The organism is Wolinella succinogenes DSM 1740 (assembly GCF_000196135.1).
GTDB lineage: Bacteria > Campylobacterota > Campylobacteria > Campylobacterales > Helicobacteraceae > Wolinella > Wolinella succinogenes.
Window position 1 is genome coordinate 1,718,290 of record NC_005090.1, and the last position, 26,011, is coordinate 1,744,300.

General features: G+C 50.0%; 24 protein-coding genes and 1 other RNA gene. 10 read left to right on the plus strand and 15 right to left on the minus strand.

Features of this window, described 5'->3' with window-relative positions; genetic code table 11:
- Position 1 precedes the first annotated feature (1 nt).
- Together ruvB and panB are read right to left on the minus strand one after the other, a co-directional pair.
- Entirely contained in the window at positions 2-1,009 is a 1,008-nt protein-coding gene (gene ruvB, locus WS_RS08580) for a Holliday junction branch migration DNA helicase RuvB (protein ID WP_011139623.1), read from the minus strand.
- A complete protein-coding gene (panB, locus tag WS_RS08585) occupies positions 1,009-1,797 on the minus strand; it encodes a 3-methyl-2-oxobutanoate hydroxymethyltransferase (RefSeq protein ID WP_011139624.1) in 789 nt (262 codons plus the stop codon). The genes ruvB and panB overlap by 1 nt, the downstream gene beginning before the upstream one ends.
- 93 nt (positions 1,798-1,890) lie before the next feature.
- Between panB and trpA the strand changes: the two genes are divergently transcribed.
- From trpA to WS_RS08610, 6 genes are all read left to right on the plus strand, one after another.
- Entirely contained in the window at positions 1,891-2,634 is a 744-nt protein-coding gene (gene trpA, locus WS_RS08590) for a tryptophan synthase subunit alpha (protein ID WP_041571891.1), read from the plus strand.
- Between the two features lie 30 nt (positions 2,635-2,664).
- Positions 2,665-3,033: a transfer-messenger RNA gene (gene ssrA / locus WS_RS10880) on the plus strand.
- A gap of 197 nt (positions 3,034-3,230) precedes the next feature.
- Positions 3,231-4,355, plus strand: a complete 1,125-nt coding sequence (locus tag WS_RS08595; RefSeq protein WP_011139626.1) for an acyl-CoA dehydrogenase family protein — start codon at positions 3,231-3,233, stop codon at positions 4,353-4,355.
- Between the two features lie 27 nt (positions 4,356-4,382).
- A complete protein-coding gene (locus WS_RS08600; protein WP_011139627.1) occupies positions 4,383-5,198 on the plus strand; it encodes a phosphate/phosphite/phosphonate ABC transporter substrate-binding protein in 816 nt (271 codons plus the stop codon).
- Positions 5,199-5,208: 10 nt separating this feature from the next.
- Positions 5,209-6,378 carry a cobalamin-independent methionine synthase II family protein gene (locus WS_RS08605; protein ID WP_011139628.1) on the plus strand — a complete coding sequence of 390 codons (1,170 nt, stop codon included), beginning with the start codon at positions 5,209-5,211 and terminating at the stop codon, positions 6,376-6,378.
- Positions 6,371-6,850 carry an OsmC family protein gene (locus WS_RS08610; protein ID WP_041571892.1) on the plus strand — a complete coding sequence of 160 codons (480 nt, stop codon included), beginning with the start codon at positions 6,371-6,373 and terminating at the stop codon, positions 6,848-6,850. Before WS_RS08605 ends, WS_RS08610 begins: the two co-directional genes overlap by 8 nt.
- A gap of 30 nt (positions 6,851-6,880) precedes the next feature.
- On the opposite strand, the gene WS_RS08615 is transcribed toward WS_RS08610, so the two are convergent.
- From WS_RS08615 to WS_RS08665, 11 genes are all read right to left on the minus strand, one after another.
- Positions 6,881-7,498 carry a lactate utilization protein gene (locus tag WS_RS08615; RefSeq protein ID WP_011139630.1) on the minus strand — a complete coding sequence of 206 codons (618 nt, stop codon included), beginning with the start codon at positions 7,496-7,498 and terminating at the stop codon, positions 6,881-6,883.
- A gap of 215 nt (positions 7,499-7,713) precedes the next feature.
- Positions 7,714-8,160 carry a hydrogenase 3 maturation endopeptidase HyCI gene (locus WS_RS08620; protein WP_011139631.1) on the minus strand — a complete coding sequence of 149 codons (447 nt, stop codon included), beginning with the start codon at positions 8,158-8,160 and terminating at the stop codon, positions 7,714-7,716.
- Positions 8,161-8,175: 15 nt separating this feature from the next.
- Positions 8,176-8,529 carry a formate hydrogenlyase maturation HycH family protein gene (locus WS_RS08625; protein WP_011139632.1) on the minus strand — a complete coding sequence of 118 codons (354 nt, stop codon included), beginning with the start codon at positions 8,527-8,529 and terminating at the stop codon, positions 8,176-8,178.
- A complete protein-coding gene (locus WS_RS08630) occupies positions 8,523-9,353 on the minus strand; it encodes an NADH-quinone oxidoreductase subunit B family protein (protein WP_011139633.1) in 831 nt (276 codons plus the stop codon). The genes WS_RS08625 and WS_RS08630 overlap by 7 nt, the downstream gene beginning before the upstream one ends.
- On the minus strand, positions 9,350-9,889 hold the full coding sequence (locus WS_RS08635) for a formate hydrogenlyase complex iron-sulfur subunit (RefSeq protein WP_011139634.1): 540 nt from the start codon (positions 9,887-9,889) through the stop codon (positions 9,350-9,352). Before WS_RS08635 ends, WS_RS08630 begins: the two co-directional genes overlap by 4 nt.
- Positions 9,886-11,625, minus strand: coding sequence for a hydrogenase large subunit (locus WS_RS08640; protein ID WP_011139635.1), 1,740 nt, complete (start codon positions 11,623-11,625; stop codon positions 9,886-9,888). Before WS_RS08640 ends, WS_RS08635 begins: the two co-directional genes overlap by 4 nt.
- A gap of 9 nt (positions 11,626-11,634) precedes the next feature.
- Positions 11,635-13,104: a hydrogenase 4 subunit F gene (locus tag WS_RS08645; protein WP_011139636.1), complete on the minus strand. Its 1,470-nt coding sequence runs from the start codon at positions 13,102-13,104 to the stop codon at positions 11,635-11,637.
- Position 13,105: 1 nt separating this feature from the next.
- Positions 13,106-13,753, minus strand: a complete 648-nt coding sequence (hyfE, locus tag WS_RS08650; RefSeq protein ID WP_011139637.1) for a hydrogenase 4 membrane subunit — start codon at positions 13,751-13,753, stop codon at positions 13,106-13,108.
- A 1-nt stretch (position 13,754) separates the two neighbouring features.
- Positions 13,755-14,672, minus strand: a complete 918-nt coding sequence (locus tag WS_RS08655; RefSeq protein ID WP_011139638.1) for a respiratory chain complex I subunit 1 family protein — start codon at positions 14,670-14,672, stop codon at positions 13,755-13,757.
- A 7-nt stretch (positions 14,673-14,679) separates the two neighbouring features.
- A complete protein-coding gene (locus WS_RS08660) occupies positions 14,680-16,620 on the minus strand; it encodes a proton-conducting transporter transmembrane domain-containing protein (protein WP_011139639.1) in 1,941 nt (646 codons plus the stop codon).
- Positions 16,620-17,270, minus strand: coding sequence for a 4Fe-4S dicluster domain-containing protein (locus WS_RS08665; RefSeq protein ID WP_011139640.1), 651 nt, complete (start codon positions 17,268-17,270; stop codon positions 16,620-16,622). The genes WS_RS08660 and WS_RS08665 overlap by 1 nt, the downstream gene beginning before the upstream one ends.
- A gap of 215 nt (positions 17,271-17,485) precedes the next feature.
- Here WS_RS08665 and WS_RS08670 point away from each other — a divergent pair, with 215 nt between their 5' ends.
- Positions 17,486-19,222 carry an aldehyde ferredoxin oxidoreductase family protein gene (locus WS_RS08670; RefSeq protein WP_011139641.1) on the plus strand — a complete coding sequence of 579 codons (1,737 nt, stop codon included), beginning with the start codon at positions 17,486-17,488 and terminating at the stop codon, positions 19,220-19,222.
- Between the two features lie 49 nt (positions 19,223-19,271).
- Here WS_RS08670 and WS_RS08675 read toward each other — a convergent pair whose 3' ends face one another.
- Together WS_RS08675 and WS_RS08680 are read right to left on the minus strand one after the other, a co-directional pair.
- The gene (locus tag WS_RS08675; protein ID WP_011139642.1) at positions 19,272-20,930 is read right to left on the minus strand and encodes a methyl-accepting chemotaxis protein; all 1,659 of its coding nucleotides are present in this window, start codon (positions 20,928-20,930) and stop codon (positions 19,272-19,274) included.
- Between the two features lie 149 nt (positions 20,931-21,079).
- On the minus strand, positions 21,080-21,778 hold the full coding sequence (locus WS_RS08680; protein ID WP_011139643.1) for a superoxide dismutase: 699 nt from the start codon (positions 21,776-21,778) through the stop codon (positions 21,080-21,082).
- 197 nt (positions 21,779-21,975) lie between these two features.
- Here WS_RS08680 and WS_RS08685 point away from each other — a divergent pair, with 197 nt between their 5' ends.
- The 3 genes from WS_RS08685 (at position 21,976) to WS_RS08695 (ending at position 26,009) form a co-directional block, all read left to right on the plus strand.
- Positions 21,976-22,722: a thioredoxin domain-containing protein gene (locus WS_RS08685; RefSeq protein WP_011139644.1), complete on the plus strand. Its 747-nt coding sequence runs from the start codon at positions 21,976-21,978 to the stop codon at positions 22,720-22,722.
- A 162-nt stretch (positions 22,723-22,884) separates the two neighbouring features.
- Positions 22,885-25,431, plus strand: coding sequence for a trimethylamine-N-oxide reductase TorA (gene torA, locus WS_RS08690; RefSeq protein WP_011139645.1), 2,547 nt, complete (start codon positions 22,885-22,887; stop codon positions 25,429-25,431).
- A gap of 11 nt (positions 25,432-25,442) precedes the next feature.
- Positions 25,443-26,009 carry a hypothetical protein gene (locus tag WS_RS08695; protein WP_011139646.1) on the plus strand — a complete coding sequence of 189 codons (567 nt, stop codon included), beginning with the start codon at positions 25,443-25,445 and terminating at the stop codon, positions 26,007-26,009.
- Positions 26,010-26,011 lie beyond the last annotated feature (2 nt).

Below are 26,011 nucleotides of genomic sequence, written 5' to 3' on the forward strand. Positions count from 1 at the left end.
CCTAAAAAAGTGTCGCATTGGGCTCAAAGGGGAGCGAAAAGAGCTCATAAGTCTGGCGGGTCGCCACCCTCCCCCTTGCAGTGCGCTCTAGATAGCCGTGTGCTAAGAGATAGGGCTCCACCACATCCTCGATCGTCCCTTCATCTTCACTCATCGCCGCTGCAATCGTGCCAAGCCCCACAGGCCTGCCTTTGCTCTGCACCAAAATCCTCAAATAGCGCAAATCCAAATCATCAAAGCCATGGTCATTCACTCCAAGCTCATGAAGCGCGTAGCGTGCCTGCTCGATTTTGATCTCCTCCTCATTAGCAACCTCGGCAAAATCCCTCACCCGCCGAAGTAGTCGAAGTGCAACCCTTGGCGTGCCCCTAGAGCGTCTAGCGATCTCTTTGGCACTCTCTAAAAGACACCGTTTTTTGAGCTTGATTGAAGCAAGCGTGATGATTTGAGAGAGCTCTTCAATGTTGTAAAACTGCATCCAAAAGTTCATCCCAAAACGCTCTCTAAGCGGCTTGCTGATCATCCCTGCCCTCGTGGTCGCTCCAATAAGCGTGAATCTTGGCAGATCAATCTTCACCGTCTGTGCCGCTGGTCCTGAGCCGATGATAATATCCAGCCGAAAATCCTCCATCGCAGGGTAGAGAATCTCCTCAATCGAAGCCGAGAGGCGATGAATCTCATCGATAAAAAGAATATCTCCTTCGCTCAAATTGGTGAGAATCGCCGCCAAATCCCCCGCTTTTTCGATCATGGGCGCAGTGGTGACTTTGATATTCGCACCCATCTCGTGCGAAATAATATGAGCGAGCGTGGTCTTGCCAAGCCCCGGAGGACCAAAAAAGAGAATATGATCCAAGCCCTCCCCTCGCCGTTTGGCCGCCTCGATGAAGACGCCCAGATTACGCTTGATCTTCTCTTGCCCGATGTAATCATCCCAGCCGCTTGGACGGAGCGAAACCTCCTCGGCTTCCTCTAGCTCCATCTTCTCTATCTCGATGATACGCTCCATCAGTAGCTCTCAGCCTCCGAAGGGAATCGCCCCTCTCGCACATCTTTGGCGTACTCCCTCACCCCTTGACGGATAAGGCTCGCTCCCTCAAGATAACGGCGAACAAATTTAGGCGTGAATCCTTCAAAAAATCCCAGCATATCGCTCCACACCAGCACCTGACCGTCCACTTGCGATCCGCTCCCAATCCCGATGACGGGCACGCTCACGCTTCTAGCGACCTCTTGGGCGACCTCTGCCTTCACCCCTTCAAGCACGAGGGCAAAGACTCCTGATTCTTCTAGCGCTTTGGCGTCTCTTAGGAGAGATTGAGCTTCGCCCTCCTCTTTGCCTTTGACCTTGTATCCTCCCTCAGCACGCACAAATTGGGGCTTGAGCCCTATGTGCCCCATAACGGCGATTCCATTTTCACTCAAAAGCGCGATGGTTTCAGCCTTTTGAATTCCCCCTTCAAGCTTTACCGCGCTAGCACCACTCTCTTTATAGGCACGGATGGCGTTATGGAGGGCTTTTTCCTTGGTGTCGTAACTTCCAAAGGGCATATCAATCACGACAAGGGACTTTTCCGCCCCCCTACAAACAGCCTTGGTATGATAGATCATCTCATCCATTCCAATAGGGAGGGTGTCTTCCTCACCCCCAAAGCTCATCGCCAAACTATCTCCCACAAGCAAAATATCCACTTCACCATCAAAAAGCCTCGCAAAAAGCGCATCATAGGCAGTGATCATGGTGATTTTCTCTTGGTTTTTCTTCTTTTTAATCGAAGAGACGGTAATATTTTTCATCTTTCCGCATACCTCGCGCAACGCCCTTTTTGAGGGGCGGTTTTTGCCCCATTCTATCCAAGGTTTGCTTTGGAGTCCTTTGGAGTTTTATCTATGAAGAAGCTCGTCGCCTACATCACCGCCGCCCTCCCCGATAAGGAGTTCACCATCGACCTTGCGCTTGCCCTAAGTGCTAGCGGAGTCGATTCTTTGGAGCTTGGAGTTCCCTTTTCTGACCCTGTGGCCGATGGCCCGATTATCGAGCACGCCAATCTTTTAGCCCTGCAAAAGGGCTTTAGCCTCCAAGACCTCTATGAGATCACCGAGAAGATATCCCCAAGCATTGACACCCTTTGGATGGGCTATCTCAACCCTTTTCATAAGGTGGGGTTTGAGCAGACCTGCCAAAAGGCCAAAAGCCTAGGAGTTAGTGGGCTCATCATTCCCGATGTCCCCTTTGAAGAGAGTGCGCCCTTTGAGGAGCAATGCCTCCAAAACAATCTCGCCCTTATCCGCTTCATCGCTCCCACTCTAGGCACCTCTAGAATCGCCACCATTGCTCCCATGGCGAGAAAATTCATCTATCTTGTCGCTTACGCTGGAATCACGGGTAGCGGCAGAGAAGAGCCTCTCTCGCCTCTTATTGAGGAGATTCGCGCCATCAACCCTGAGATCCCCCTCTATCTTGGATTTGGCGTGAATGAGCACAACGCCAAGGAGAAATCCAAAGAGGTGGATGGTGTCATTGTCGGAAGTGCACTGGTGAAAGTCCTGCTAGATGAGCGCTTGACAAACACCCAGAAAATGACTACAATCTGCGCCCTCGCCAAAAGCATCAAAGAGTCGATCAACTCTTAAAGCCCAAAGGCGCGTTTCCCGCACGATTCTGGGGTCGACTTGGATTTCGACGGGAGCTAAATAGCCTCGGTTGCATGTCGGCATGGGCACGCCGTAAAACTACCCGCAATCAATAAACGCAAACAACGCAAACTACGCTCCCGCTTACGCCAAAGCTGCGTAAGTCTAACTCTTCGGAGCCGTCAAGCCTCACAATGCTAACTAGTGGGGATTTGGCGTAACTTTGTTAGCCGCTCTCTCGTCTCATCCGAAGCGAGGGAAAAGATTAGGATTGCCCATCACTTCCGCCTTGGGGGCTTGAGCAAAGCGATGGAAAGAGCTTTCAACCCCATCTAAGCATGTAGAGACTGGGGTGGGTTTGGCTTTCGGACTGGGGTTCGATTCCCCACGACTCCACCACTCTTATCTTCCAAACCACCTAAAAACAGAGGCTTTCGCCTCCTCCTTGCTCCTTCCTCAAGTTTTAATTTTAATTTGATATACTAGACCAAATCGCTCAAGTAGGTGAAAGTTTTACCTATCTCTTTGAGAGCGAATCCACCCCGTGGAGAGGCAGCGGTCGTTGCGCAACCCCAACCAAAAACTACGGAGCCTTCATGCACTTCTATGATAAAGCCAAGCAGTTCTCCCTCAAAGAGATCAGCCCCAAGGCGGAGAGAATCGACCAAGAGGCGATTTTCCCTGAAGATATTTTTGATCAAATTGCCAAAGAGGGGTACTTCTCCCTTCTAGTGCCCAAAGAGTATGGCGGCGAGGGCAAAGGCCTTAGCGAACACACACAGGTCTGCATGGCCTTTGCCGAGGGGTCTGCCACAGTCGCACTCTGCTATATGATGCACAATGTAGCCCTCAATTGCATCAATCAGCATGGAGATGAAGCGCTCAAGCGAAAAATCTTTACCGAAGTGGTCGAGAATCAAAAAATGCTCGCGCTTGCCTATAGTGAAATCGGCACAGGCACTCACTTCTACAAGCCCGAAATCACGGCTCAATATAGCGATTCAGGTGTGGTCTTGAATGGAATCAAGAGCATGGTCACCTCCGCAGGCTACGCCTCCTACTATCTCGTGCTCTCCCCCGCCAAAGACCCTGAGAATATCAACAATTGGGTTGTCCCCCTAGAGAATCAAGGGCTTAGCTTTGCACTCTCTAAATGGAATGGTCTTGGCATGAGAGCCAATGTCTCTTGCCCTATGGAGATGAAAGATCTCTTCTTGGAAAACCTCTACAAAATCGGGGAAGAGGGTTCTGGAGCAACTCAGGTCTTCGCCACGGTCGCCCCTTTCTTCCTTGCGGGACTCGCCTCAGTCTATAGCGGACTTGGCACGCAGATATTCCAAGAGGCTATCCAGCACGCCACGACACGAAAATACGCCGAAGATTCCTCCCTCGCCCATATCGAAACCGTGCAGATTCACCTCTCCAATCTCTACACCAAAAGCTCCTCCGCTAGAGCCATGACCGCTGAAGCGGCAAGAAGCTACGACCACCAAGAGCCAGACGCCGCCGCCAAAATCATTGCCGCAAGAATCTTCGCCTCTGAAAGCGTGATCGAAAACGCCACGACCGCAATGAGAATCGGTGGAGGTAAAAGCTACAATAAGCAAACCCCCCTAGAGAGATTGCTTCGAGATTCCTTCGCAGGGCAGATCATGGCTCCAAGCGTGGATGTGCTGAAAGTTTGGCTTGGCAAAGCGTTGAGTGGCCAACCTATCCCTTAAATAGAATCAAACCTAAAGGCCAAATTCATGAGTCAAAACGCTATCACTATCGGCGCGGTCATCTACGACCCTAAAGTCACTGTCATCTGGGGAATCATCGCAGACTTTTTCAAAGAAAACGCCCTAGAGGTGGAGCCTCTATTTTTCAAAGATTATCAAGCCCAAGTCGATGCCCTCCTCAAAGGCGAGATCGATATCGCATGGAATTCGCCCCTAGCATGGGTGGATGCGGATATTCGCTCTCACCATCGATGCCTCAAAAGTGCGATGCGAGACACCGACCAAAATCGAAAGAGTCTTTTTCTAGTCCAAGCCAAATCAGGAATCAAAAATCTTCAAGAGCTCCAAGGAAAAAAGATCGCCTTTGGAGCGATCGATTCTCCTCAGGCTCGACTCATCCCGATCAACCACCTCGCCCGCAAAGGTTTGGTGGCTAGCAAGGACTATGAAGAGGTGATCTTCAATATCGGCTATGGACTCCATGGCGACCATGTAGGCGGCGAGAGAGACGCTCTTGAAGCTCTCAAATCAGGAAGTGTAGAGGCTTCAGTCTGCTTAGATCTAAACTATGAGGCGTGGGTGAAGGATGGCACGATCGATGAGAAGCAGATTCTCCTCATCGACGAGACCCCTCTTTTTGACCACTGCATCTTCACGGTGAGAGAGGGATTTGCACCAGATCGCCTCAAAGCTTGGGAAGAGGTGCTCTTCAGGATGGACTACAACAATCCCAAACACAAAGAGATGATGGATATGGAAGGGCTAAAAGCATGGGTGCAAGGGCGCACTTCTGGCTTTGAGCAGCTCAAAGAGGCGGTCGAAAGACTCCGCTTCTTTGCCTAAAGATCCCCCTATGCAACCCTCCTTACCCCTTTTTCCCATCAGCCTGATTGGGAGCTGGCCTAGAGAGAGCGAGATTTTAAAATATCTCCACCGACACCAAGAGGATGAACGCTTTAGAGAACTGATCAAGAATCAGAGCGCTAAAGTCGTCAAAATCCAAGAGGAGTGCGGGGTGGACATCCTCACAAGCGGAGAGCTCTCTAGGGATAACTACTGCTCTTTTGTGGCGAGCAAGCTATCAGGGGTGACGCTCATGTCGATGGTCGAGATGCTTGATTTTATCGAAGATAAGGAGGCGTTTGAAGAGATATTGACCAAGCTGGATGTTCCGGGCTTCAGTATCAAAAACGCCATCTGCACCGACAAAGTCCGCCACGATCAAAATCTCGTCCTTGATGAGCTTTCGCTCTTGCAGAGCTTGACTCAAAAGCCTCTCAAAATGACACTCCCAGGCCCCTATCTGCTGACTCGCTCTATGTGGCTCCCTGCGCTCTCAGGCAAACACTACGCGAGCAAAGAGGAGCTGGGGCACGATGTCGTAACCATGCTCAAACAGGAGATCGATGCGCTCGCCTCACAAGGCGTCTATATGATCCAGCTCGATGAGCCCGTGCTCACAGAGGTGGTCTTTACGCAAGGCAAACCAAGAAGCTTCATGTGCGCCGCGCTCTCTGAGCGAAAAGACCCCACCGAGGAGCTAGAGTTTGCAACCCAGCTCATCCAAGAGGTGATTTCGCATATCAATCAAAGAGGGGTTCGCTCAGCTCTCCATGTCTGCAGGGGCAACTGGAGTAGCGATGAAGCAACCTTGCTGAGCGGTCCTTATACGCCTTTGATCCCTGTTTTTGAAGCCTCAGGGGCGAGTGTGTTGCATCTGGAGTTTTCGACTCCTCGTGCGGGCGAAATCGCCTCCCTATTCAAAAACAGCACTCTAAGCGAAAAGATCATCTTAGGGTTAGGCGTGCTCAACCCAAGGACACCCGAAGTGGAGCGGGTCGAAGAGATCGTCTCCAGGGTGAAAGAAGCGTTACGCTACCTGCCCAAAGAGAAAATCTGGCTCAACCCCGATTGCGGATTTGCGACCTTTTCTAATCGCCCCGTAAATGTGCAGATGATCATCGAATCCAAGCTCACCGCCCTCCACCAAGCCGCTCTAGAGCTAAGGGGTGCTCATGCTTAGCCAGCCCCTAGCCGAGCAAAGTCAACACAAATCGCTCTTTCGTCTTTTCCTCTCCGCGAAAAACGAGGTCAAACTCTACACGCGCAACCAAAGTCTCACGCTCAAAGAGGTGGTCTCCTTTGATTCTAAGGCACCCCTCCCCTCTAGCCTAGAGCTCTTCATCACCGCTCTAGCGAGCAGCTACCTCCTCACCCTTCAAAAAGAGGCCAAAAAAGCCAAGCTATCCTTAGGGGAGATGGAGGCTCAGCTCACCTGCACACTCCAAAACCCCCTAGAGCTCCTAGGGGTGATCGGATATGAGGAGGAGGCAGAGATCAGTGCTATCACAGGTAAGCTCTACCTCTACACCGAATCCGATCCTCTCAAACTCCAATCGCTCTGCCAAAAAGCCCTAGAAAAGTCGCTCATCTATCGACTCCTCGATCAGAATCGAGTGAGTGTCTCTATTGAACCTCATATTCTTTGTCTGTAAACGACAAAAGTTGTGGTGGGCTTGCTTAAATCAATACCCATAGTCCCCCTCTATAAATATAACCTTGATTCGTCCCTTCTCAAATTGACCTGTTATTAACACAAAGTCATTGCAAATTCGCTGAGAGTGGTGACAGTCAATACATTTAGCAAGCTTCACGCAGGGGGTCTCCTTTGCTAATCGCCTCGCGTCCAATGGTGCAGCAATCTGGCGGGTACGCCAAATTGCATCATCGACTGATTTTACGATTTTATTTGTTCCAACAACAGCGATTACCTGCTTTGGTCCATAGATAATGGGCGCAACACGACTACCGTTTCCATCAATATTAAATAGCTTTCCATCAATCGTCACAGCATTGATTCCTGTTAAAAATGTATCTGCTCGAAAGTTTTGAAGATAAATCTCCCGCTTTTCTTCGCGATTTAAACCCGTCCTATACTTGTCCAAAAAATTATAAGAATGATTTCTCACATATTCGTATACACCACTCTGCTCTAATGTGACAGAATCGCCGCATCCTACAGTCTGTCCTTCTGGCATCAGTCGATAAAGTAATTCATGTAGCTGCTGAATGGATTGGGTGTAATATCCAGCCATGTGATTTCTGTTTAGATTATCTATCGTCTTTCTGACAATATCTTGCATCGTGCTCCCTGCCTTAATACGATTAGGTTCTTTTCTGGGCAAACCTATCTTGCGAAATTCAATATAATACCGCCATCTTCCCGTGTAAATTGATTAATTGCTTTGCGTTCGATGTTTAAAGGTATTTTGCAGTTCACAACTTCATCTATTTGGCCATTCAATATCGTCTAGGTGCAGATTTGTTTACGATTGAAGCTCTTTGGGTTTGTACAGCCCTACCCCTTTAGCATCCCATCAAGCTCTTTGATTCTCCCCAGCGCCACAAAAGCCGAATCGCTCGCTCCTTGGCTCAATCCTTCACTGAAGTGCAAGACATTTTCAAGCAGCACCGAAATCCCTAGGAAGATCGTCTTAGAGCAGATTCCCCTCAGGTAGCTGATGAGAATCGGCGTAGGAAGATTGTGGGTGGAGTAGAGGTAGGTGCGCTCATCGCTCAAGTCTAAAAATTCTATCTCCCCCTCTTTAAATCCACTCATTGCATCCGCCACCACAATCACATCAGGTGCTAGTTCGCGTAGCTTCCCAAACTCGCTCTCTGGCGTGTCATATCCAAAAAAGACGCTCCACTCTGGCATCTGCTCCTCGACAAGCCGCCCCAAAGCGATCGCCACGCCATCATCTCCTCTTAGCTCATTCCCCACGCAAAGAAGCACCTTTTTCACTATTTTTCCCCTCTTTTAAGCATGTTTAAAATCTTTTCTCAGCACCAAATAGCCCTCTCTTAGCTCTTCTAACACCTTTTTAAAGGGGCACTCCATCATCTCAGGCAGTAGCTTAGCAGCGTGCTCTGGAAAGACCTCGACCTCAAAATATCGGCTCAGATTCCCTAGCTTAAAGCGCAGATACTCCCCGCCATTTTGGAGTATTGCTTCAAACTCCGCAGGGGGAATCTCCAAAACCTTCTCACTAAAGTCAATGGTCCCCACTCCGTGCCCCACGCAAGTGGAGAAGATTTTGATCTGATTGAGAAGGGCTGATTCTGACTTAGCGCCATCAAGGTGGCGCTTGGTGAGCCGATAGACCTCTACCACTTGCCCTCTCCCCACGAGATTTGATTGAGTGCGATCTTCTCCTCCTCCTCGCAAGGAACATACGCCGAATAGACCTCATTATGCAAGATTCCCATGCACTCTGCATAGCGCGGGTCACTCTCCTCTTTCATGGCTAGCACAAGAGCGGCTTTGGCGGCTTTGGGATTTTTGACCTCAGGGCTTTGCGCGAGGGCGGCGAGGTATTTATCATAGAGCGTCCGCCCAAACACATAGCTCATGAGGCGCTTGGCGTACACCAATAGGTCTCGCTCAAAAAGGGTGTTCCCCAAAAGCGAATCGCCCACCAAAGGGGGCATCTCGCTATCATGTTCAAAGCTCACCCGCTGCAGCTTCTGCTCCATCACACCAAGAGCCGTCGTGAGCCCATAGATGATACTCGCAGGATGAGGCGGACATCCAGGGATATAGACATCCACGGGGATGATTTTGTCGATCCCACTCAAGACGCTATAGGCATCATAAAAGATTCCTCCCGTGGAGCCACAAGCACCTAAAGCCACCACAAGCTTGGGGTCTGGAGCAGCCTCATAGGCACGCAAAAGCGGATAATACATCTGCCTCGTCACAGGCCCTGTGCAGAGCAGAATATCCGCATGGCGTGGATTGGCCACGAGCTTAAATCCAAAGCGCTCTGGATCCCACAAGGGCGTGATCGCAGCAAAAATCTCGATCTCACAGCCATTGCAACTCCCGCAGTCGATTCGATAGACGCTGAAGCTCCGCCCAATATGTTTGAGGAGCTCCAGCTTCTGCTCTATCTCATTGGCGACTTTTATCTCTTCGGGCATATCATAGATTTTCATGAGATCACCTCCTCATCCCCGCGTGTGAAATGAAGCACCGCGGCATTTTTTTTGCACTCAGGGCATATCTTGGCATAGTTCTCCGCCTCTTTGAGCCTCTCTTCTCCTATATTAGCCTTGCTGAGGCGATCTAGAGTGTATTTGACGAGTCTTTTGGCGGTGAAAGGCTTTTGGCATTGGGTGCATTGGTGGACATCAAGCTCCCCTCGCTGAATCAGAGCCGACTTGTCAAACTTGACCGCCAACTCAAACTCTTCGCTCAGCCTAATCGCTCCTGTGGGGCAGACCTCATCACATCGCCCACAAAAGATACATCGCCCGCAGTCAAACTCCCAAATGAGCTTGTTTTGCTCTTGGTTGAGCTCGACTGTGATGGCATTGGAAGGGCAGGCCACTCCGCACGCCGCACAGCCGATACAGAGGTCAAAAACATAGGCCGGTTTCCCGCGAAAGTGGTCGGCGACCTTATAGGGCGCAAAGGGGTATTGATGGGTGATCTTCCCATACTTTTCGCTGATATCAAGAAGCTTCATCATTTTAGATCCTTTAACGGATTTCCTTTGAGGGTTTTGGAGAAATCTTCCAAATCCAATCGGGTCAAAATCTTGCTCTTTTTACTTCTCACATCCACCACCGTCACACGCTCTGTACAAGAGTAGCATGGATCAAGACTGCAGACGATAAGCGCCGCATCGGCAATTGTGTTGCCGCGGAACTGGAATCGCAAGCTTGGCCAGTTGTTATAAGTGGCGGCTCGACATCTCCAACGATAGACCTTTTGGGCGCTTCCTTGCATGATCCAATGGACATTATCTCCTCTTGGCGCTTCAACATAGGCCAAAGCAAAATTCTCAGGCTGAACATGGAAGGTGGGGTCGATCATGATCGGAGTCTGAGGCATCAGCTCAAAACACTGGCGAATGATAGAGACAGAGCTTTTAAGCTCCATATAGCGCACCATCTCGCGAGCAAAGACATCGCCTCCCTGGGCGGTCGCCACCTCAAACTCAATCTGATTAAAAAAGTCATAGGGGTGGTCATAGCGAGTGTCTCGCTTGATTCCGCATCCGCGGATATTGGGCCCCACAGGGGAGAAGTCTCTCGCCACCTGCTTATCCAAAATCCCCACGCCTTTCCAGCGGCTAATCTGGCGCTTATCGTCCATCACCGCATCCCACACCTCTTCCACTTGGGTCTCGATGATCTGAAGAATTTTTAGGCTCTCTTTGATCTCAGTTCCCGTCATGTCGCGTCTGAGTCCACCCATCACGACATTTCCATAGGTCTTTCGTCCACCCGTGACCAGCTCGGCTAGCTTCATGGAGTATTCACGGATTCGGAAAATATGCATGAAGGCGTTGTAGTTGCCCGTCACCTCGCACGCTAGGCCTATATTGAGGAGGTGGCTGTGAAGCCTCTCAATCTCCAGACAGACGATGCGAATCGCCTGAGCCCGCAAGGGAATCTGGAGATTAATCGCCTTTTCCGCCGCTTCGATGCAGGCGATGGCGTGCGCGTAGCCGCAGATTCCGCACACCCTCTCTGCTAGATAGCCCATCTGATCGTAGTTCATGCGATTCTCGGCGAGCTTCTCCATCCCTCTGTGCTGGTAAAAGAGTCGATAATCCGCATCAATGATCGTATCTCCATCACAAAAGAGCCTGAAATGCCCCGGTTCATCTGCAGTGATATGGAGAGGCCCCAAGGGGACATCGATGATTCCCGAGCCCTCAGGGCGCAAGAATTCAAACTCTGGCTCCATATAGTGCTCTCTCATATCAGGACGATAGCGGTAATCCATCGCATCTTTGCGAAGCGGGAAAAGATCATTAGGCCAATCATCACTGAGGGCTAGACGCCGCTTATCAGGCAATCCCTCCGCCACCAATCCAAACATATCATACGCCTCTCTCTCATACCAGACACACGCTGGTACCAAAGGGGTGACAGAGGGGTAGGTCGGATTATCGGCAGGAATGAGTGCTTTAATCGTGATGAAGCACTTCTCCTCTTGGGCAAGCTCATCCCCCTCAAACATCTTACCCCCCTCCATGGAGAGCGCGTAGTAGAGGGCGTAGTGTTTATTGATCTCGCGCTCATCATTGGCCACCATCGTGGAGAGGTATCCGCCTTTTCCATAGTATAAAAAGGAGACTGCCTCAGGGAGATCATTGAGCTCCACGAGCGCTGTCACTTGGTCTTCGTATTGTCGGGTGACCTCTAAGACTTTCACCCTTTGGCTTAGCGCCTCAATCAAGCTATCACATTTCATGCAAAAGTCCTATTGTTTTATTATCGACTTGACGCTCTCATCAAGGAGAAAAGTCAAGGAATCAAACTGCCAAACCCCAAAGGCGACAACCAAAAAGGCGAGCAGAATCAAAGGGAGATTCTCCCCTAGCTTCATTTCACTCCCATGCACCACCTCCCCCTCGACCTTGCCAAAAGTGGCGAGGAAAAAGTGAGAGAAGTCCGCGATAAAGATGATGGCAAGCGCCACAGCAAAGATCGCCATCAAGAAATAAGCCTCTTTTAAAGCCGCCGCTTTGAAGATCAAAAACTCACTCACAAAGATCGCAAATCCGGGAACCCCGACTAGCGAACAGATGGCGATTCCAAAAAGGATAGTCGTTAGCGGGGCGATGCGAATCATGCCCCCCATTTTGGTCATATCTTTGGTTCCATAAACCCTGGCGATGTTACCTGTGGAGCAGAAGGCGAGCGCCTTAGTGAAAGAGTGCGCCACACAGTGAAAGAGTGCCGCAAAAAGCCCGATGGCTCCGCCCACGCCAAGCCCAAAGGCGATCACACCCATATGGGCGATAGAGTGATAGGCGAACATTCGCTTCACATTGTGCTGGCGAATCAAGAAAAAGGCCGAGACAAAGAGGGTCAAAGTGCCGCTTATAAGCATCACCGATTCGACAAAGTCAAAGCCAATTCCATTGGCCACAATCGCATAGAATCGAATTAATCCCAGCATGGCGCACTTCAAAAGGACTCCTGAGAGCAGAGCTGAGGTGGGCGCAGGCCCCTCGGCGTGAACATCGGGTAGCCATGTATGCGTGGGGGCTAGCCCCGCCTTGGTACCAAAACCGATGAGCGCGAAGATAAAGACCAGCTTGAGCGCCATCGAATCGACCTCTTTAGCCCCCGCCAAAAGATTGGTGTAGAGCATCGCCTCGCCTTGAATATGGTCATGCGCAGCGGCATAGAGCAAGATGGTCGCATAGAGCGCAAAAGCAAGCCCGATACTGCACAAGACGATGTATTTATATCCGCTCTCCGTGGACTTCTTGTCCTTCTTGACCGCCACAAGGAAGACCGATGCCAAAGTTGTGGCTTCAATCGCCGCCCACATGAAGGCGATGTTGTTACAGATGACGCTGAGGCTCATCGTCCATGTGAAGATAAAGCTAAGCGCAAAGTAGTTTTTCGCCTCTTTGGGAGTAATATGCCCCTCCTCCAGCTCCCACTTCAAGTAGGTGGTCGCATAAACATTGACCAACAATCCCGTAATGGCGATGAGCGATAGAAAGATTGCCCCTAGAGAATCAAGAAAGAGAAAATGATCAAAGGCACTCAACTCATTCCCGCGCACCACTTCTCCCACCGCTAGAAGGAGAATCGATGAAACCACCAAGCTTAGGAGGATATGGAGTTTGGATAAAAATTTGAACCAAACAGGCATGACAAACATGAGCGCGCCACAAAGAAGCGGCACGATAAGAATCAACGAAAGAGTCTCCATTTTATCCCCTTAAATTTATCGCTTTGGAAGTGTCAAGGCTCTCATAAGCGCTGTAGAATCGCTTCGCCAAAACTCCCATGATAATCACCGCAAAAATAGCATCCGTCAAAATACCCACCTCGACCAGCTCATGAGAGTTGTAGGCCATAAGGGCAAGACTTAGATGGATTCCATTCTCAAACAGGCAATAGGAGAGAATCTGCTTCAAAAAGGAGTTTCTCAAAACAAAGCCAAAAATCCCCATCATAAAAATGAACGAAGCAGCAAAGAGCGGCAAGGGGTCTTGGAAGATAGAGAAGTGGACAAAGACCTTATAGAACATCATCGCCACCGCCAGTGAAAAACTAAGCGCCACCACAGGCGAGATAAAGAATCCCCCCACAGGCTCATGCTCATAGACCACCCCAAGCTTATCCGCCAACTTCCACAAAAAGAGGGGGACAAAAACCACCTTCATTACAAAGGCCGTGAAAGACCAGATGAGAAGCTCATGCGCATCGTATTTGAAATGCAGCATCAAAAAGACGCTCACCAAAAGAAGCGTCTGAAGCGCATACGCCGCAATACTCCAGCGATACTGCCTAAAGGCAAAGACCGCCAAAGAGGTTCCCATCATCAAAACCGTCACTAGATCAATCAAAAGTTCCATATCACACCCCAATCACATAAAGCATTAGCGCAAGGCAGGCAATACTAAAGGGAAAGAGCATCGTGATTCTCACCCCTTTGTTCATGGTGAATCGAGGTCCAAAGTTATCGATAAACACCGCCAAGACATAGAGCACCCCAACCTCCACTAAGAAGAGCAGAAGCGACAAGATAGAGTGCCCCATCCCCCAAGGCTCAAACACAATCAAAAAAAATCCGAGCATCGAAAACTGCTTGAGCATCAGCGCCATATCAATGATGGCAAGGTCTTTACCGCAATACTCGCCCAATACCCCCTCTTGGAGCTCCTGCTCCGCCTCGGCTAGGTCGTAGGGTTTGCGTGCCGTTTCGACATACATCACCCAAAGAAAAGCAGTCGAAGCGATGGCGTAAGAGGGAATCAAATAGCCATACTCTCCCGCTCTCACCGCCTCAACAATCACAGGAAGATTGGAGTTCCCCGCCCCTAGCATCACCACCACCAAAGAGATGATGATCACCGCCTCACTATAAAATCCGATGGTCGCCTCTCGGCTTGAACCCACGCCCGCAAAGGGGTTGGCAGTGTCAAAGCCCGCAATGATAAAGACAAATCGAAAGAGCGCACTGAGGTAGAGCAGCACAAAAATATCAGAGATTCCCGCCAAAGGAGAATCGACGCCATAGGTGATAGGCAATAGACAGAACATCGCCGCCGCACTCACAAAAAGCAGATAGGGCGAGAGCGTGTAGATGAAACTCGTGCTATGAGACTTGGTTCTTCCTCGCTTAAGAAGCTTGAAGAGGTCTCGATAGGTTTGAAAGATGCTTGGCCCCACGCGGGATTGGAATCTCGCCCTTAGCTTTCTCGCCATCCCATCAAAAAGCGGAGCGACCATCAAAGCCGCTATCAGTTGTAAAAGTAGATAAAAGAAGCTCATGGTGTCCTCACAGATGGTAATAACCAAAAATCAGCACTAGGCAAAGATAGACCAAAATATAACCCGCATAGAGATTCGTTCGACCGTTTTGGAAAATTCCAATCTTATCAGCCGCCTCCATCACCCAGCTAATCACAGGCTCATAGAGTCGATCCCAGAAGAGATCGCGAGCTTTTTTCTTATAGGTCACCCTAGAGAAGTAGCCCTCCATTTTGCTCTCACTCTCATACCTCAACAAGAATCGAAGTGCACGGCGAATATCGCCCGTGAAGGCATTGGAGCCAATCTGCATGTTTTTGTTATAGATAAATCCGCACGCCCAAGGCTCGGTGACTCGAATGGGGGCGTGATTGGCCTTGGTGATGTAGAGCAAGACAAAAGGCACCACCGCACACAAAAGCATCACTAACACCACCAAAGGCATGGAGAGGGTGCTTGCATCCTCGGCATTGGCCGTAGGAATATAGCTCGCCACCATCGTTGAGAGCAGAGAGACCACCTCGCCCATAAAGATTCCAAGTCCCACACAGAGACTCGCCAAAAAGGCCAAAGGCCACAATCTGATACTAGAGACCTCTTGGATTCCCTCATAGATTGCCTCATCCCTTGGGAGTCCCAAAAAGAGTGCCCCATAAGCTTTGGAAAAAGCCATGATCGCCAAGGCTCCACCCACAGCCAATGCAATGATGCCAAAGGTAAAGAAGAGACGAGGAGCAATCCCCTCCTCTACGCCTCCTTGAAGCATCGCCTGATAGGTGACCCACTCACTAGCAAAGCCATTGAGCGGAGGAAGTGCGCCAATGGCGAGCACCGCCACAAGAAAGAGGATAGAGGTGAAAGGCATCTTTTTGTGAATCCCCCCCAAAGAATCCATCTCTTTGGAGCCTGTGGCTGTGTAGAGATTGCCGCTTAGCATGAAAAGGAGCGATTTAAAGAGCGCATGGTTGAGGATATGAAAGAGCGCCGCGACAAAACCAAGCAGCGCTACAACAGGAAGATTCTCCCCTATTCCATAAAAAGCCGCTCCTAGTCCCAAAAAGATAATGCCCACATTCTCGCAAGAGCTATAGGCGATTGCAGCCTTATAATCATTGGCAACCACCGCATAAAGCACCCCAAAAAGAACGCTAAGTCCCCCAAAAAGGAGGAGGATATATCCAAAAGTGCTCGAGAGCGGGAGCAGGAGTGAAAACTTGATGAAGGCAAAAAGCGCCACCTTGATCATCACCCCACTCATAAGCGCTGAGGCATTTGAAGGGCATTGACCATAAGCCAAAGGAAGCCAAACATGAAAGGGAAACATCCCCGCCTTTGACCCAAGCCCCACCAATAGCAGCAAAAAGAGTGCGATACTCGCCCCCTCGCTAATATCCAGCCGTCCAAACTCGCTAAATTCAAAGCTACCCGCCAAACTTGCCATTACCAAAAGGGCGACCATTAGGCAGAAAGCTCCTAGTTGGGCGATTCCTAGATAGATCATCGCCTTTTTGGAGGCACCTTCGCCATCATTGATTAGAATCAAGAGGGCTGAGATGAGCGTCATCACCTCCCAAAGCAACATGAAAGAGAAGACCCCATCACTCGCCACCACAAGCAGCATGGAGAGGATGAAGGCATTCATAAGAGAGGCAAAGGCTGCTAGATTCGCCTTTTTTTCATAGAATCGAGCATAATCAAGGCTAAAGAGCGAGACCGCAAACGCCACCACCGAGATTAAGAAGCTAAAGAGCATCCCCAAGGAATCAAGCCTAAAAGTGGGCGCACTGATGAAGCTTCCAGGGAGTTTCCACACCAGCGTCTCCCCTAGATGAGAAAAGAAGAAGATCGCCGCATAAAGTGAAAATAGACTCGCGAGTGCAAATCCCAATCTATGCGCCCAAAGAGGCTTCTTATAGAGCGCGATAGAGAGGAGAGAGGCGAGCAGAAAGAGAGTGTAGATCGTTTCCATTAGGCTTCTCCTTGGTTAGATTGCGGAGTCTCAGGTGAATCGGGGCTTGGCTCCTTGGGCTTTTTGAGCACAGGAGCGGGAATATTCAAAAACTCCACTTCAGGGGCGATTTTTTTCAAAAAGGGAGTCATATCGGCTTTGAGTTTTTTGCCAAACTTGCACTCCATCAAGATGGGATCCACCATCAAAAGCGCCCCTTTAGGACAAGAATCAATACACGCTGGCCCCTCTTGGGCGCCATGACAGAGATCGCACTTGATGGCAATACTTTTAAGACCACTCACGCATCCCGCCTCTAGATTCCTCTCAAATTCCCCCACGATGGAGGGAGGAACCTCCGCCTCAATCACAACCGCTCCATAAGGACAGGCGATGGTGCAGAGCTTACAGCCAATACAGATCTCTTCACAAAGCTCGACGGTTTGATTGGAGATTCGCAAAGCACCTGTGGGGCAGACATTTGCGCAGGGTGCATCATCGCATTGGCGACACTGATTGGGCATCTTGCCACTCTCTAGCGAGAGAACATCCAAACGACTCTTGGCCAATTTCCCCCGTTTATAGGCCTGTTTGATACACGCCTTCATGCAGGCGTTACAGGCGACACAAAGCTCTGGATTGGTGATAACAAACTTATGAACTTTCGACATGGGCTAATCCCCCTGCAGTTTTTGTGGCCTTTGGCCAACTTGAGCAGGAATCAAAGGCGACCGCTCGCCCTCCTTGTGACTCCAACGCTCAAATGATACGCCATTTTCATAGCGTGAAAATAGCTTGATGATAAGTTATCACCTCTGCTATTTTCGTGCTATGAACTTGCTATACTATAGCTAGTGTGTTACTAAAAACTGATAAGGAGAACATCATGTTAGACAAAATCTACCGCGTCAATATGACGACTATGGATTTTTCTATAGAAGAGGCACCCGCTGAGTGGATGGGGCTTGGCGGTCGAGGTCTTACTTCAACCATTGTTGCAGCCGAAGTTGACCCTGAGTGTCATCCTCTAGGACCCAACAACAAACTCGTCTTTGCTCCGGGTATGCTCTCAGGCACAAGCGCTGCTAACAGTGGCAGGAACTCCTGTGGAGCCAAAAGCCCGCTTACAGGCGGAATCAAAGAATCCAATGTCGGTGGAACCAGCGCAGCGATCATGGCCAAACTAGGCGTCAAAGCGCTCATCATCGAAGGAATGCCTAAAGAAGGGGCACCTTTTTACCATCTGCACATCACAAAAGAGAAGGTCGAATTCTTCCCTGTACCCGAACTTGTAGGCAAAAACAACTACGAAGTGCTCGATTATATGCTTGAGAAATATCACAAAAAAGTGGCGGTGATGAGCATCGGGACTCCCGGAGAGATGCGCATGAATCTCGCCAACATCTCCGTCAAAGATCCCGGAGGCAAGCTACGAAGCCACGGTCGAGGCGGCATGGGTGCAGTGATGGGCTCTAAGAAGGTCAAATGCATCACCGTGGATGCTGAGAGCTACAATGAGATCACTCTCGCCAATCCTGAAAAATTCAAAGAGGCGAGCAAAATTTTCACCAAAACCCTCCAAGAGAATCCCATCAGCGGCCAAGGCCTACCCGCCTTTGGAACCAATGTCCTTGTCAATATTCTTAATGAAGCAGGGGGGCTTCCCACGCGAAACTTCAGAGAGGGTCGATGGGAATTTGCCGAGAATATCTGCGGTGAGACAATGGCAGAAAATATCAAGGCTCGCGGCGGAAAGACCACGCATGGATGCCACGCAGGATGCGTGATTCAGTGTTCCCAAATCTATAACGATGCGGATGGAAACTACCTCACTTCAGGCTTTGAGTATGAGACTATTTGGGCGTTTGGCTCCAATGCAGGAATCCAAGACTTAGACCAAATCGCCAAAATCGATGCACTCATGGATGATCTTGGGGTCGATTCGATTGAAACAGGGGTCACCCTAGGCATCGCCGTGGATGCGGGAATCGTCAATTATGGCGATGGAGAGAAGATTTATGACCTCATCAAAAACGATATTGCCAAAGGAACTCCTTTGGGCAGAATCTTAGGGGGCGGAACCCATCTTGTCGGGAAGCTCTATGGCTTAGTGCGCGTTCCGACCGTCAAAGGACAAGGGATGCCCGCCTATGAGCCCCGCGCTGTCAAAGGACAAGGGGTCACCTACGCCACCTCCACAATGGGTGCTGACCACACCGCTGGCTATGCGGTCGCGACCAACATCCTTAATAGCGGTGGTTATGTCGATCCACTCAAAAAAGAGGGTCAAATCATCCTCTCTCGTAACCTCCAAATCGCCACCGCCGCGGTGGATAGCACAGGTATGTGTATCTTTGTCGCCTTCCCTTTGCTCGATGACCCAAAATCACTAACCGCGCTAGTGGATATGATCAACGCGCGCTTTGGCACCTCCCTCACAGGAGATGATGTCACCAATCTAGGAATGAAAATCCTAAAGACCGAGCGCGCCTTCAACCTCAAAGCAGGTCTCACCCCCTCAGATGATCGCCTGCCTGAATTCATGAAATACGAAAGCCTCCCTCCCCATAATGTCGTGTGGGATTTCACCAACGAGGAGCTCGATTCCTTTTGGGATTTCTAGCCCTCTCCCAGCCCCAAGAGGAGTCTCCCTCCCTCTTCTTGGGGCCCTTTTAGAATCGACTCTTCTTTGCCTCTTCAACCAAAGAATCCGCTCTCTGCGCCACCCCTTGAGCAATCGAATCGGTCTGCTCAGCGATAGCAGCGTTTTGTTGCGTCACACTATCGAGTTGAGCAATCGCCTCGTTGATTTGGGAGATTCCCTGTGCCTGTTCTTTGACGCTCTCGCTCATCTCATTGATGGACTGCACTAGAACATTGGTGTTAGCATCAATCTCTCCGAGGCTCTTTTGGGTGCGCTCCGCAAGCTTTCTCACCTCATCGGCCACTACAGCAAAACCCCTTCCATGCTCCCCTGCCCTAGCGGCTTCAATCGCAGCATTAAGAGCCAAGAGATTGGTCTGGTCCGCAATATCGCGGATGATTCCGATCACATTTTTAATCTCTTCGGTCTGTGCGACCACCTCTCCTGATCGCATACTCATCTGTTGCATGGAGCTAGTCAGCTCTTCAATCGCTGCGGCACTCTCTTCTAGACTAGCGGCCTGCTCGCTGGAGCCTTGGCTTAGCTCCTGCATCGAATGTTTAAGGCTTTGGCTCTCGCTTTGGAGGGATTCTCCGCTCTGCAATGAGTGGTGCAACATTTGACTGATCGTCTCCCCTAGGTAGTTCACCCCTCGGGTAAGCAAAAGAAGCTGTCCTTCAATCGCCCCTGATTCGATTCGCTTGGTGAAGTCATTTTTGGAGAAGGTTTGGAGCACCTCTAAAATAGTCGTGATTTGAGCATAAAGTCCGCGAAGCATACCATTGAGCACCCCTCTTAGCTCAACAAGCTGAGGATTGTTGGGTATGGCGGAAATCTGAAGGTCAAAATATCCTCGCTTCACCCCATTGGCCACTTCAAGCGATTCTTTGAGTGCCTTAGCATCTTGGATAAGCCCCTCCTTGATACGCTCCACTCCGCCATTGATCATGCTAGCCATCTCCCCAAATTCATCCTTGGAGTTAAGCTTAATAGCTTCAACATCGCTCTTTTCGTTTCTCAAAAAGGCAAAAAAGGAGGTGAGCCCCTCAGTGATCACTCCTAGGGAGCAGAGAATGTTGCGAGTGATAAAAAGCAGAAGCAGACAGGCGAAAATGGAACTTGCGGCAATGATTCCAAGGGTTTGAAGTGCTGCTTGATCCAGACGCCCAAAACTTCGCTCCATCTGCCCCTTGCTCCACTTGTCCATATCTTGTGTGAGCTCATTGAAGAGAACAGCACTCTCAGCCGTGATTCTCTGTAGAGTTTTTCCCTCGGGAGTTTGAGCAAAATCCTCTTGATTGATGGCTTTTTGATGCTTGATCATAATCTCCCATCTAGGACGATTAAGCTCGCGCCACTTCTGAATCTTCTCCACAATGGCTCTCTGCTGATCCCTTGACCCTTGAGTCACAAGCATCATTCTAACTTTCTCTAGTCGAGCCAACGATTCATCAAGACTCTCTTCATACATCTTCTTAAAATCATCGCGAAAAAGGAGCTGATAGCCTCGGATTCCGCTCATGGCGCGCTCTAAATCGGTGTTGGTGTGACCCAAAAGTTCAAATCGCTGAGCCACCCCCTTGGCAGTGTTAGCGGCTTGGTAAAACGACCAGCCCAAAAAAACAAAAATAGAAACCAATACCAAAGCAAAGAGATAAAGTTTTGCTTTAACCGATAAATTTATCATACTCCCTCCTTCTCGCGATTTGATAAGAATCTATATTCTTTCATCATTGAGAATTCTATATGAGTTATGAGAAAAAATCAATAGGGAAGAATCCCCCTTGGAATCGAAATCCCAAGAGGGGAGAAGATAAAAAGGAGAGTCTTTAGAGGTTACTTCACGGCTTGGTCAAACAGTTTGTTCACTTCGTTCCAATTGACGACCTTCCACCACTCTTTGAGATAGTCGCCACGGCGATTCTGATATTTGAGATAGTAGGCGTGCTCCCAAACATCCAGCGCCAAGATAGGAGTACCCTTCACTTCAGCGATATCCATAAGGGGGTTGTCTTGGTTGGGAGTGGAGGTGATGGCAAGCTTCTTATCCGCTGTGACCACGACCCATGCCCATCCAGAGCCAAAGCGTGTGGCTCCCGCTTTCTCGAATGCCTCTTTCATCTTATCCAGCGAACCAAAATCTCTATCAATCGCTTTGGCTAGCGCACTAGAAGGAGTCCCGCCTTTGCCCACAGGCGCCATGAGTGTCCAAAACAGGGCGTGGTTATAGTGTCCGCCTCCATTGTTTCGCACCGCCATGTTATAGCTAGAGATCTTCGCCATGATCTGCTCTAGGCTCATTTTGGCAAGCTCGGGATAGGTTGCGACTTGAGCATTGAGGTTATTGACATAGGCTTGGTGATGCTTGCCGTGGTGGATTTGCATCGTCTCTTTGTCAATGGCTGGTTCTAGCGCATCAAAGGCATAGGGCAAAGGAGCCAGGGTGAATGGATTGGCCATCGCCACTGAGGCTGTGAGCGTCAAAAACGAGGCAACCAGTAGGCTCTTGAAAGAAGAAACGGTACTCTTTAGCATGAGTTTTCCCTCCGGGCTATTTTAGTACTACCTCAAAAGAAGCTTGCGGTAGCCTCCTTTAAGCTTTTTCTAAAACTCAAACGAGGCGACCTCAAAACGCGAATCTGACTCATTATAACCAAAAATTCTTTTTAAAAAATATTTACGCTCTATTATCTTTTTGCCTGTATAATTTCCAAAAACCCCAAAGGATTTTCGTGAAAAAACTTCCCCTACTCGCCCTCTCCCTCGCCTCTCTCCTTTTTGCAGGAGAGTTTGAGACCAACCTCGCTCAAAGCGTCCAAAAAGCCGCCCAAGTCGAAGTGAAAGTTCTCTCTAGCACCTCACTCTCTAGCCTCAACAACCTAAGACTCGCCATCATCCAAGCCAGCGATGGAAGTCAATTCCCCCTCTATGCCTCTAGCGACGGAAAGAGCTTCATTGGCTTTAGCCCTGTCATGAGCCTAAGCCCAGAGGATGTGGGGCGCGTTGATGCACTTATGGAGGAGCTAAAAGGGGCACAAATGCGCCAAAGCGCAGAGGAGAAAGCGACCCTAAGCAAGCTCTTTGCCTCTCTCCCCAAGGAGCGATTCCTCCTCCTCCCCTCTTCGGATAAGAGCGTGAAGAAGAGCCTTATTGTCGTCTCTGACCCCGACTGCCCCTACTGCAAGCAGGAGCTTGGAAATATTGAGGAGCGCCTCAAGAGCGCCAATATCAAAATCATCTTTGCCCCCGTGCATGACGACACTGCTTTTATCAAATCCCAGCTCATCATGGATGAGGCCAAAAAGCTTAAAGAGAGCGATGTGAAGGGCAAAGTCGCCCTCTTGAAAAAGTATTTCGAGAAGATCGAGCTCAGCGAGGCTCAAAAAAAGACCGATATCTCCAAGATCAAAGATAATGCCGCCAAAATCTTTGGAACAGGCATTATCACGGGTGTCCCTTTCGTCTTTGAGGCGGAGTGACCCTCTCCCTCCAAAGGGAGGGATTCTTCTCTATATTCAGCTAGACAAAAGCTATAACTTCTTCAAATAATAGACATTTTTCATCATACCTCCTTAAGAGAACAATACGCACAATAGGAGCGTTTATACCCGTTCAAAAATCTCTTTCTTAAGGGGGAAATCATGGAAAATCAGATGAACCGTCGTTCATTTTTGAAGTTTGGAAGCGCCGCCACAGGCGCAGCCCTGCTCACAACAAGCTCGCAAGCGATTCCTTTTGTGGGGGATTCGCTCATGCCTCACCACGATCAAGCTATGAGCGCCAGCCACTTTGGAGCTTTTCGCGCTTCAGTCAAAAATAGCCGCTTTGAAGGGGTGATCCCTTTTGAAGAAGATGCCTATCCCACCTCTATGCTCCAAGGTCTGCCCAGCCGTACCTACGCTCCTGGTCGGATTCTCTACCCTTGCGTTCGAGAGGGATTCCTCAAGCATGGACACAAGAGCGATCGAAGCAAACGAGGCTCAGAGAAGTTTGTCCGAGTCTCTTGGGAGACTGCTCTTAACCTCGTTGCCAGCGAGATTCAGCGCGTCTATAAAAGCTATGGCGCCGAGAGTGTTTATGGAGGAAGCTATGGATGGTTTTGCGTGGGAAGCCTCAACAACCCTCAAGCCCTTCTAGGCCGAATGCTAGGAATCGCAGGTGGATACACCTCTAGAACCCTCACCTACTCCACCCACGCTATCCGCGCCATCACTCCTTATGTCACGGGTGGCGATGAGTCGAGCAACCAGCAGACTGCCTATCCCAATGTCATTGCCAATTCCGAGTGCATCGTCTTTTGGAGTGCTGACCCCATCAACACCAACCAAATCGCGTGGGGCGTGCCCGACCACCAATCCTACGCCTACATGATGGAGCTCAAAGCAGAGGCGAAAAAACGCGGAATCAAGTTCTACTGCATCGATCCCGTCTATAACAACACCGCCAGCTACTTTGGCGCCACCCATATCAAAATCCGCCCGACCACCGATGTGGCGATGATGCTTGGTATGGCGCACCACCTCTACACTGAAAATCTCTACGACAAAGAGTTTGTCTCTAAATACACCTCAGGATTTGAGGAGTTCAGAGCCTACCTTTTAGGCGAAGGCGAAGACAAAGTGGCCAAAACTCCTGAGTGGGCTGAGAAGATCTGCGGAGTGGAATCAAGCCTCATCAAAGCGCTTGCCAAAGAGTTTGTCAAAAAACGCACGATGCTTATGGGTGGATGGGGATTCCAGCGCGCACACCATGGCGAGCAGCCCCACTGGATGCTCATCACGCTCGCTAGCATGATCGGACAGATCGGACTTCCCGGAGGTGGATTTGGATGCGCCTACCACTACTCTGATGGAGGCGTTCCTGCTCCAGCGGCTGCCACAGGCAACCCTCTTAGCGACGTCAAATCAGGCAATGGAAACATGGGAGCCGTCGCAAGCGAAAACGCCCCCGCCGCCTCTCCGGGTCTCACAGGCATCAGCGTCAACTCCAAAATGGAAGGCCCTTGGCGCAAACGCAAGATTCCTGTCATTCCCGTTTCAAGAATCGTGGAGTGCCTAGAGAATCCCGGAAAAGAGATTCTCTTTGATGGCAAAAAAATCACCTATCCCGATCTCAAGCTAGCCTATTGGGCAGGCGGAAACCCCTTCCATCACCACCAAGATCGCAACCGTATGATCAAGGCATGGAGGAAGTTTGAGACCTTTATCGTCAATGAGTGCTTCTGGACGGCGACGGCGCGAATGGCGGACATCATCCTGCCTGCCACCACCGAGCAAGAGCGCAATGACATCACCAAATCCCACACCAATAGCTACATCTTTGCGATGAAAAAAGCGGTCGAGCCCGCGGGTGAAGCGCGAGATGACTTTGATATTTTCGAGGATATCCTAAGACGCTTTGGCGCCGATGAAGTGCTTGCTTTCACCGAGGGCAAAAACAAAGAGGCGTGGATTCAATCCTTCTATCAGCAATCCAAAGAGAAAGCCGCTAAATCAGGCGTCCCTATGCCAAGTTTTGAAGAGTTTTGGGAGAAAGGATATGTGAAGTTTGAGACCCCTGAGAGTGCTAAAAACTTCATCAAATACAAAGATTTCCGTGACAACCCCATCACCCATCGCCTCGGCACCCCTTCGGGGAAAATCGAAATCTTCTCTAGAAAGATTGCAGGCTATGACTACAAAGAGTGCAAGGGGCACCCCAGCTGGATGGAGCCCATGGAGTGGCTTGGCAGTTCCGTGGCCAAAGAGTTCCCCCTTAATCTCGTCTCGCCCCACCCTAAATATCGCCTCCACTCTCAGCTCAACAACACATGGCTAAGAGATCTTGAAGAGGTGCAGGGAAGAGAGCCCATCTGGATCAACCCCAAAGATGCTCAAAAACGAGGAATCGCCAATGGTGATGTCGTGAGAATCTTCAACAAACGAGGAGCGATTCTTGGAGGAGCCGTCGTGACGGATTATGTCATGGAGGGAGTCGTGAGGATGCAAGAGGGAGCATGGTATGACCCTGTTGAACCGGGTAAAGCAGGAAGCCTCTGCAAACATGGCGATGTCAATGTTCTTATCGCAGACATCCCCACTTCTGAGCTCGCCCAAGGGAATCAGGCAACCGCCCTGGTGGAGATTGAAAAATACAAAGGGACACTCCCCCCCATCACCGTCTTTGATGCGCCTCAAATCAAAATGTAAAAGGAATTCTCATGCGCTTTATTCACACGATTCTACCCCTATGTCTCGCCTCCTCCCTCCTTTGGGGGGCGCAAGGGGTCGCCTACCTCAACCAAAATGTCACGCTGAGCGCCTCTAGCGATGGCTCCAAGCCCACGGGAGAGCTGATTGTCGCTACAAGCGTGAGGGAGCTTGGCACCCAAGGGGAGTTCGCTGAGGTTGAGTTCCTCGGATATCAACCCCAAGGAAGCCAACTGGTCTATGAGAGAATGGGGGTCTTGATGGTGGGGTATGAGATCATTGATCCCACCTCCATCCAAGCCATCGAGGAGAAAAAAGATGAGTATGGCAATGTCTGGGTGAGCACCAAAGCCAAAGGCTGGATTCCCAAAAAAGCCCTCACCTCCGAGAAAAAAAGTGTCATCACCGCAGGCAAAAATCTCTTCATGGAGCGATGCGGTAGCTGCCACGCGCTCCATAGCGAGGATGAGTTTGATGCCAATGTCTGGCCTAATATCGTCGAGGGGATGGGTGAGCAGGCAGGACTTGGCAAAGGAGAAAAAGACCTCATCATCAAATACCTTCAAAACGCCCGCTAGCC

Bases quoted from the DNA above. Each gene is read 5' to 3' on its own strand.
- ruvB (WP_011139623.1), bottom strand. From the start codon at position 1,009: ATGGAGCGTATCATCGAGATAGAGAAGATGGAGCTAGAGGAAGCCGAG.
- panB (WP_011139624.1), bottom strand. From the start codon at position 1,797: ATGAAAAATATTACCGTCTCTTCGATTAAAAAGAAGAAAAACCAAGAG.
- trpA (WP_041571891.1), top strand. From the start codon at position 1,891: ATGAAGAAGCTCGTCGCCTACATCACCGCCGCCCTCCCCGATAAGGAG.
- WS_RS08595 (WP_011139626.1), top strand. From the start codon at position 3,231: ATGCACTTCTATGATAAAGCCAAGCAGTTCTCCCTCAAAGAGATCAGC.
- WS_RS08600 (WP_011139627.1), top strand. From the start codon at position 4,383: ATGAGTCAAAACGCTATCACTATCGGCGCGGTCATCTACGACCCTAAA.
- WS_RS08605 (WP_011139628.1), top strand. From the start codon at position 5,209: ATGCAACCCTCCTTACCCCTTTTTCCCATCAGCCTGATTGGGAGCTGG.
- WS_RS08610 (WP_041571892.1), top strand. From the start codon at position 6,371: ATGCTTAGCCAGCCCCTAGCCGAGCAAAGTCAACACAAATCGCTCTTT.
- WS_RS08615 (WP_011139630.1), bottom strand. From the start codon at position 7,498: ATGCAAGATATTGTCAGAAAGACGATAGATAATCTAAACAGAAATCAC.
- WS_RS08630 (WP_011139633.1), bottom strand. From the start codon at position 9,353: ATGAAAATCTATGATATGCCCGAAGAGATAAAAGTCGCCAATGAGATA.
- WS_RS08635 (WP_011139634.1), bottom strand. From the start codon at position 9,889: ATGATGAAGCTTCTTGATATCAGCGAAAAGTATGGGAAGATCACCCAT.
- WS_RS08640 (WP_011139635.1), bottom strand. From the start codon at position 11,625: ATGAAATGTGATAGCTTGATTGAGGCGCTAAGCCAAAGGGTGAAAGTC.
- WS_RS08645 (WP_011139636.1), bottom strand. From the start codon at position 13,104: ATGGAGACTCTTTCGTTGATTCTTATCGTGCCGCTTCTTTGTGGCGCG.
- hyfE (WP_011139637.1), bottom strand. From the start codon at position 13,753: ATGGAACTTTTGATTGATCTAGTGACGGTTTTGATGATGGGAACCTCT.
- WS_RS08655 (WP_011139638.1), bottom strand. From the start codon at position 14,672: ATGAGCTTCTTTTATCTACTTTTACAACTGATAGCGGCTTTGATGGTC.
- WS_RS08660 (WP_011139639.1), bottom strand. From the start codon at position 16,620: ATGGAAACGATCTACACTCTCTTTCTGCTCGCCTCTCTCCTCTCTATC.
- WS_RS08665 (WP_011139640.1), bottom strand. From the start codon at position 17,270: ATGTCGAAAGTTCATAAGTTTGTTATCACCAATCCAGAGCTTTGTGTC.
- WS_RS08670 (WP_011139641.1), top strand. From the start codon at position 17,486: ATGTTAGACAAAATCTACCGCGTCAATATGACGACTATGGATTTTTCT.
- WS_RS08675 (WP_011139642.1), bottom strand. From the start codon at position 20,930: ATGATAAATTTATCGGTTAAAGCAAAACTTTATCTCTTTGCTTTGGTA.
- WS_RS08680 (WP_011139643.1), bottom strand. From the start codon at position 21,778: ATGCTAAAGAGTACCGTTTCTTCTTTCAAGAGCCTACTGGTTGCCTCG.
- torA (WP_011139645.1), top strand. From the start codon at position 22,885: ATGGAAAATCAGATGAACCGTCGTTCATTTTTGAAGTTTGGAAGCGCC.
- WS_RS08695 (WP_011139646.1), top strand. From the start codon at position 25,443: ATGCGCTTTATTCACACGATTCTACCCCTATGTCTCGCCTCCTCCCTC.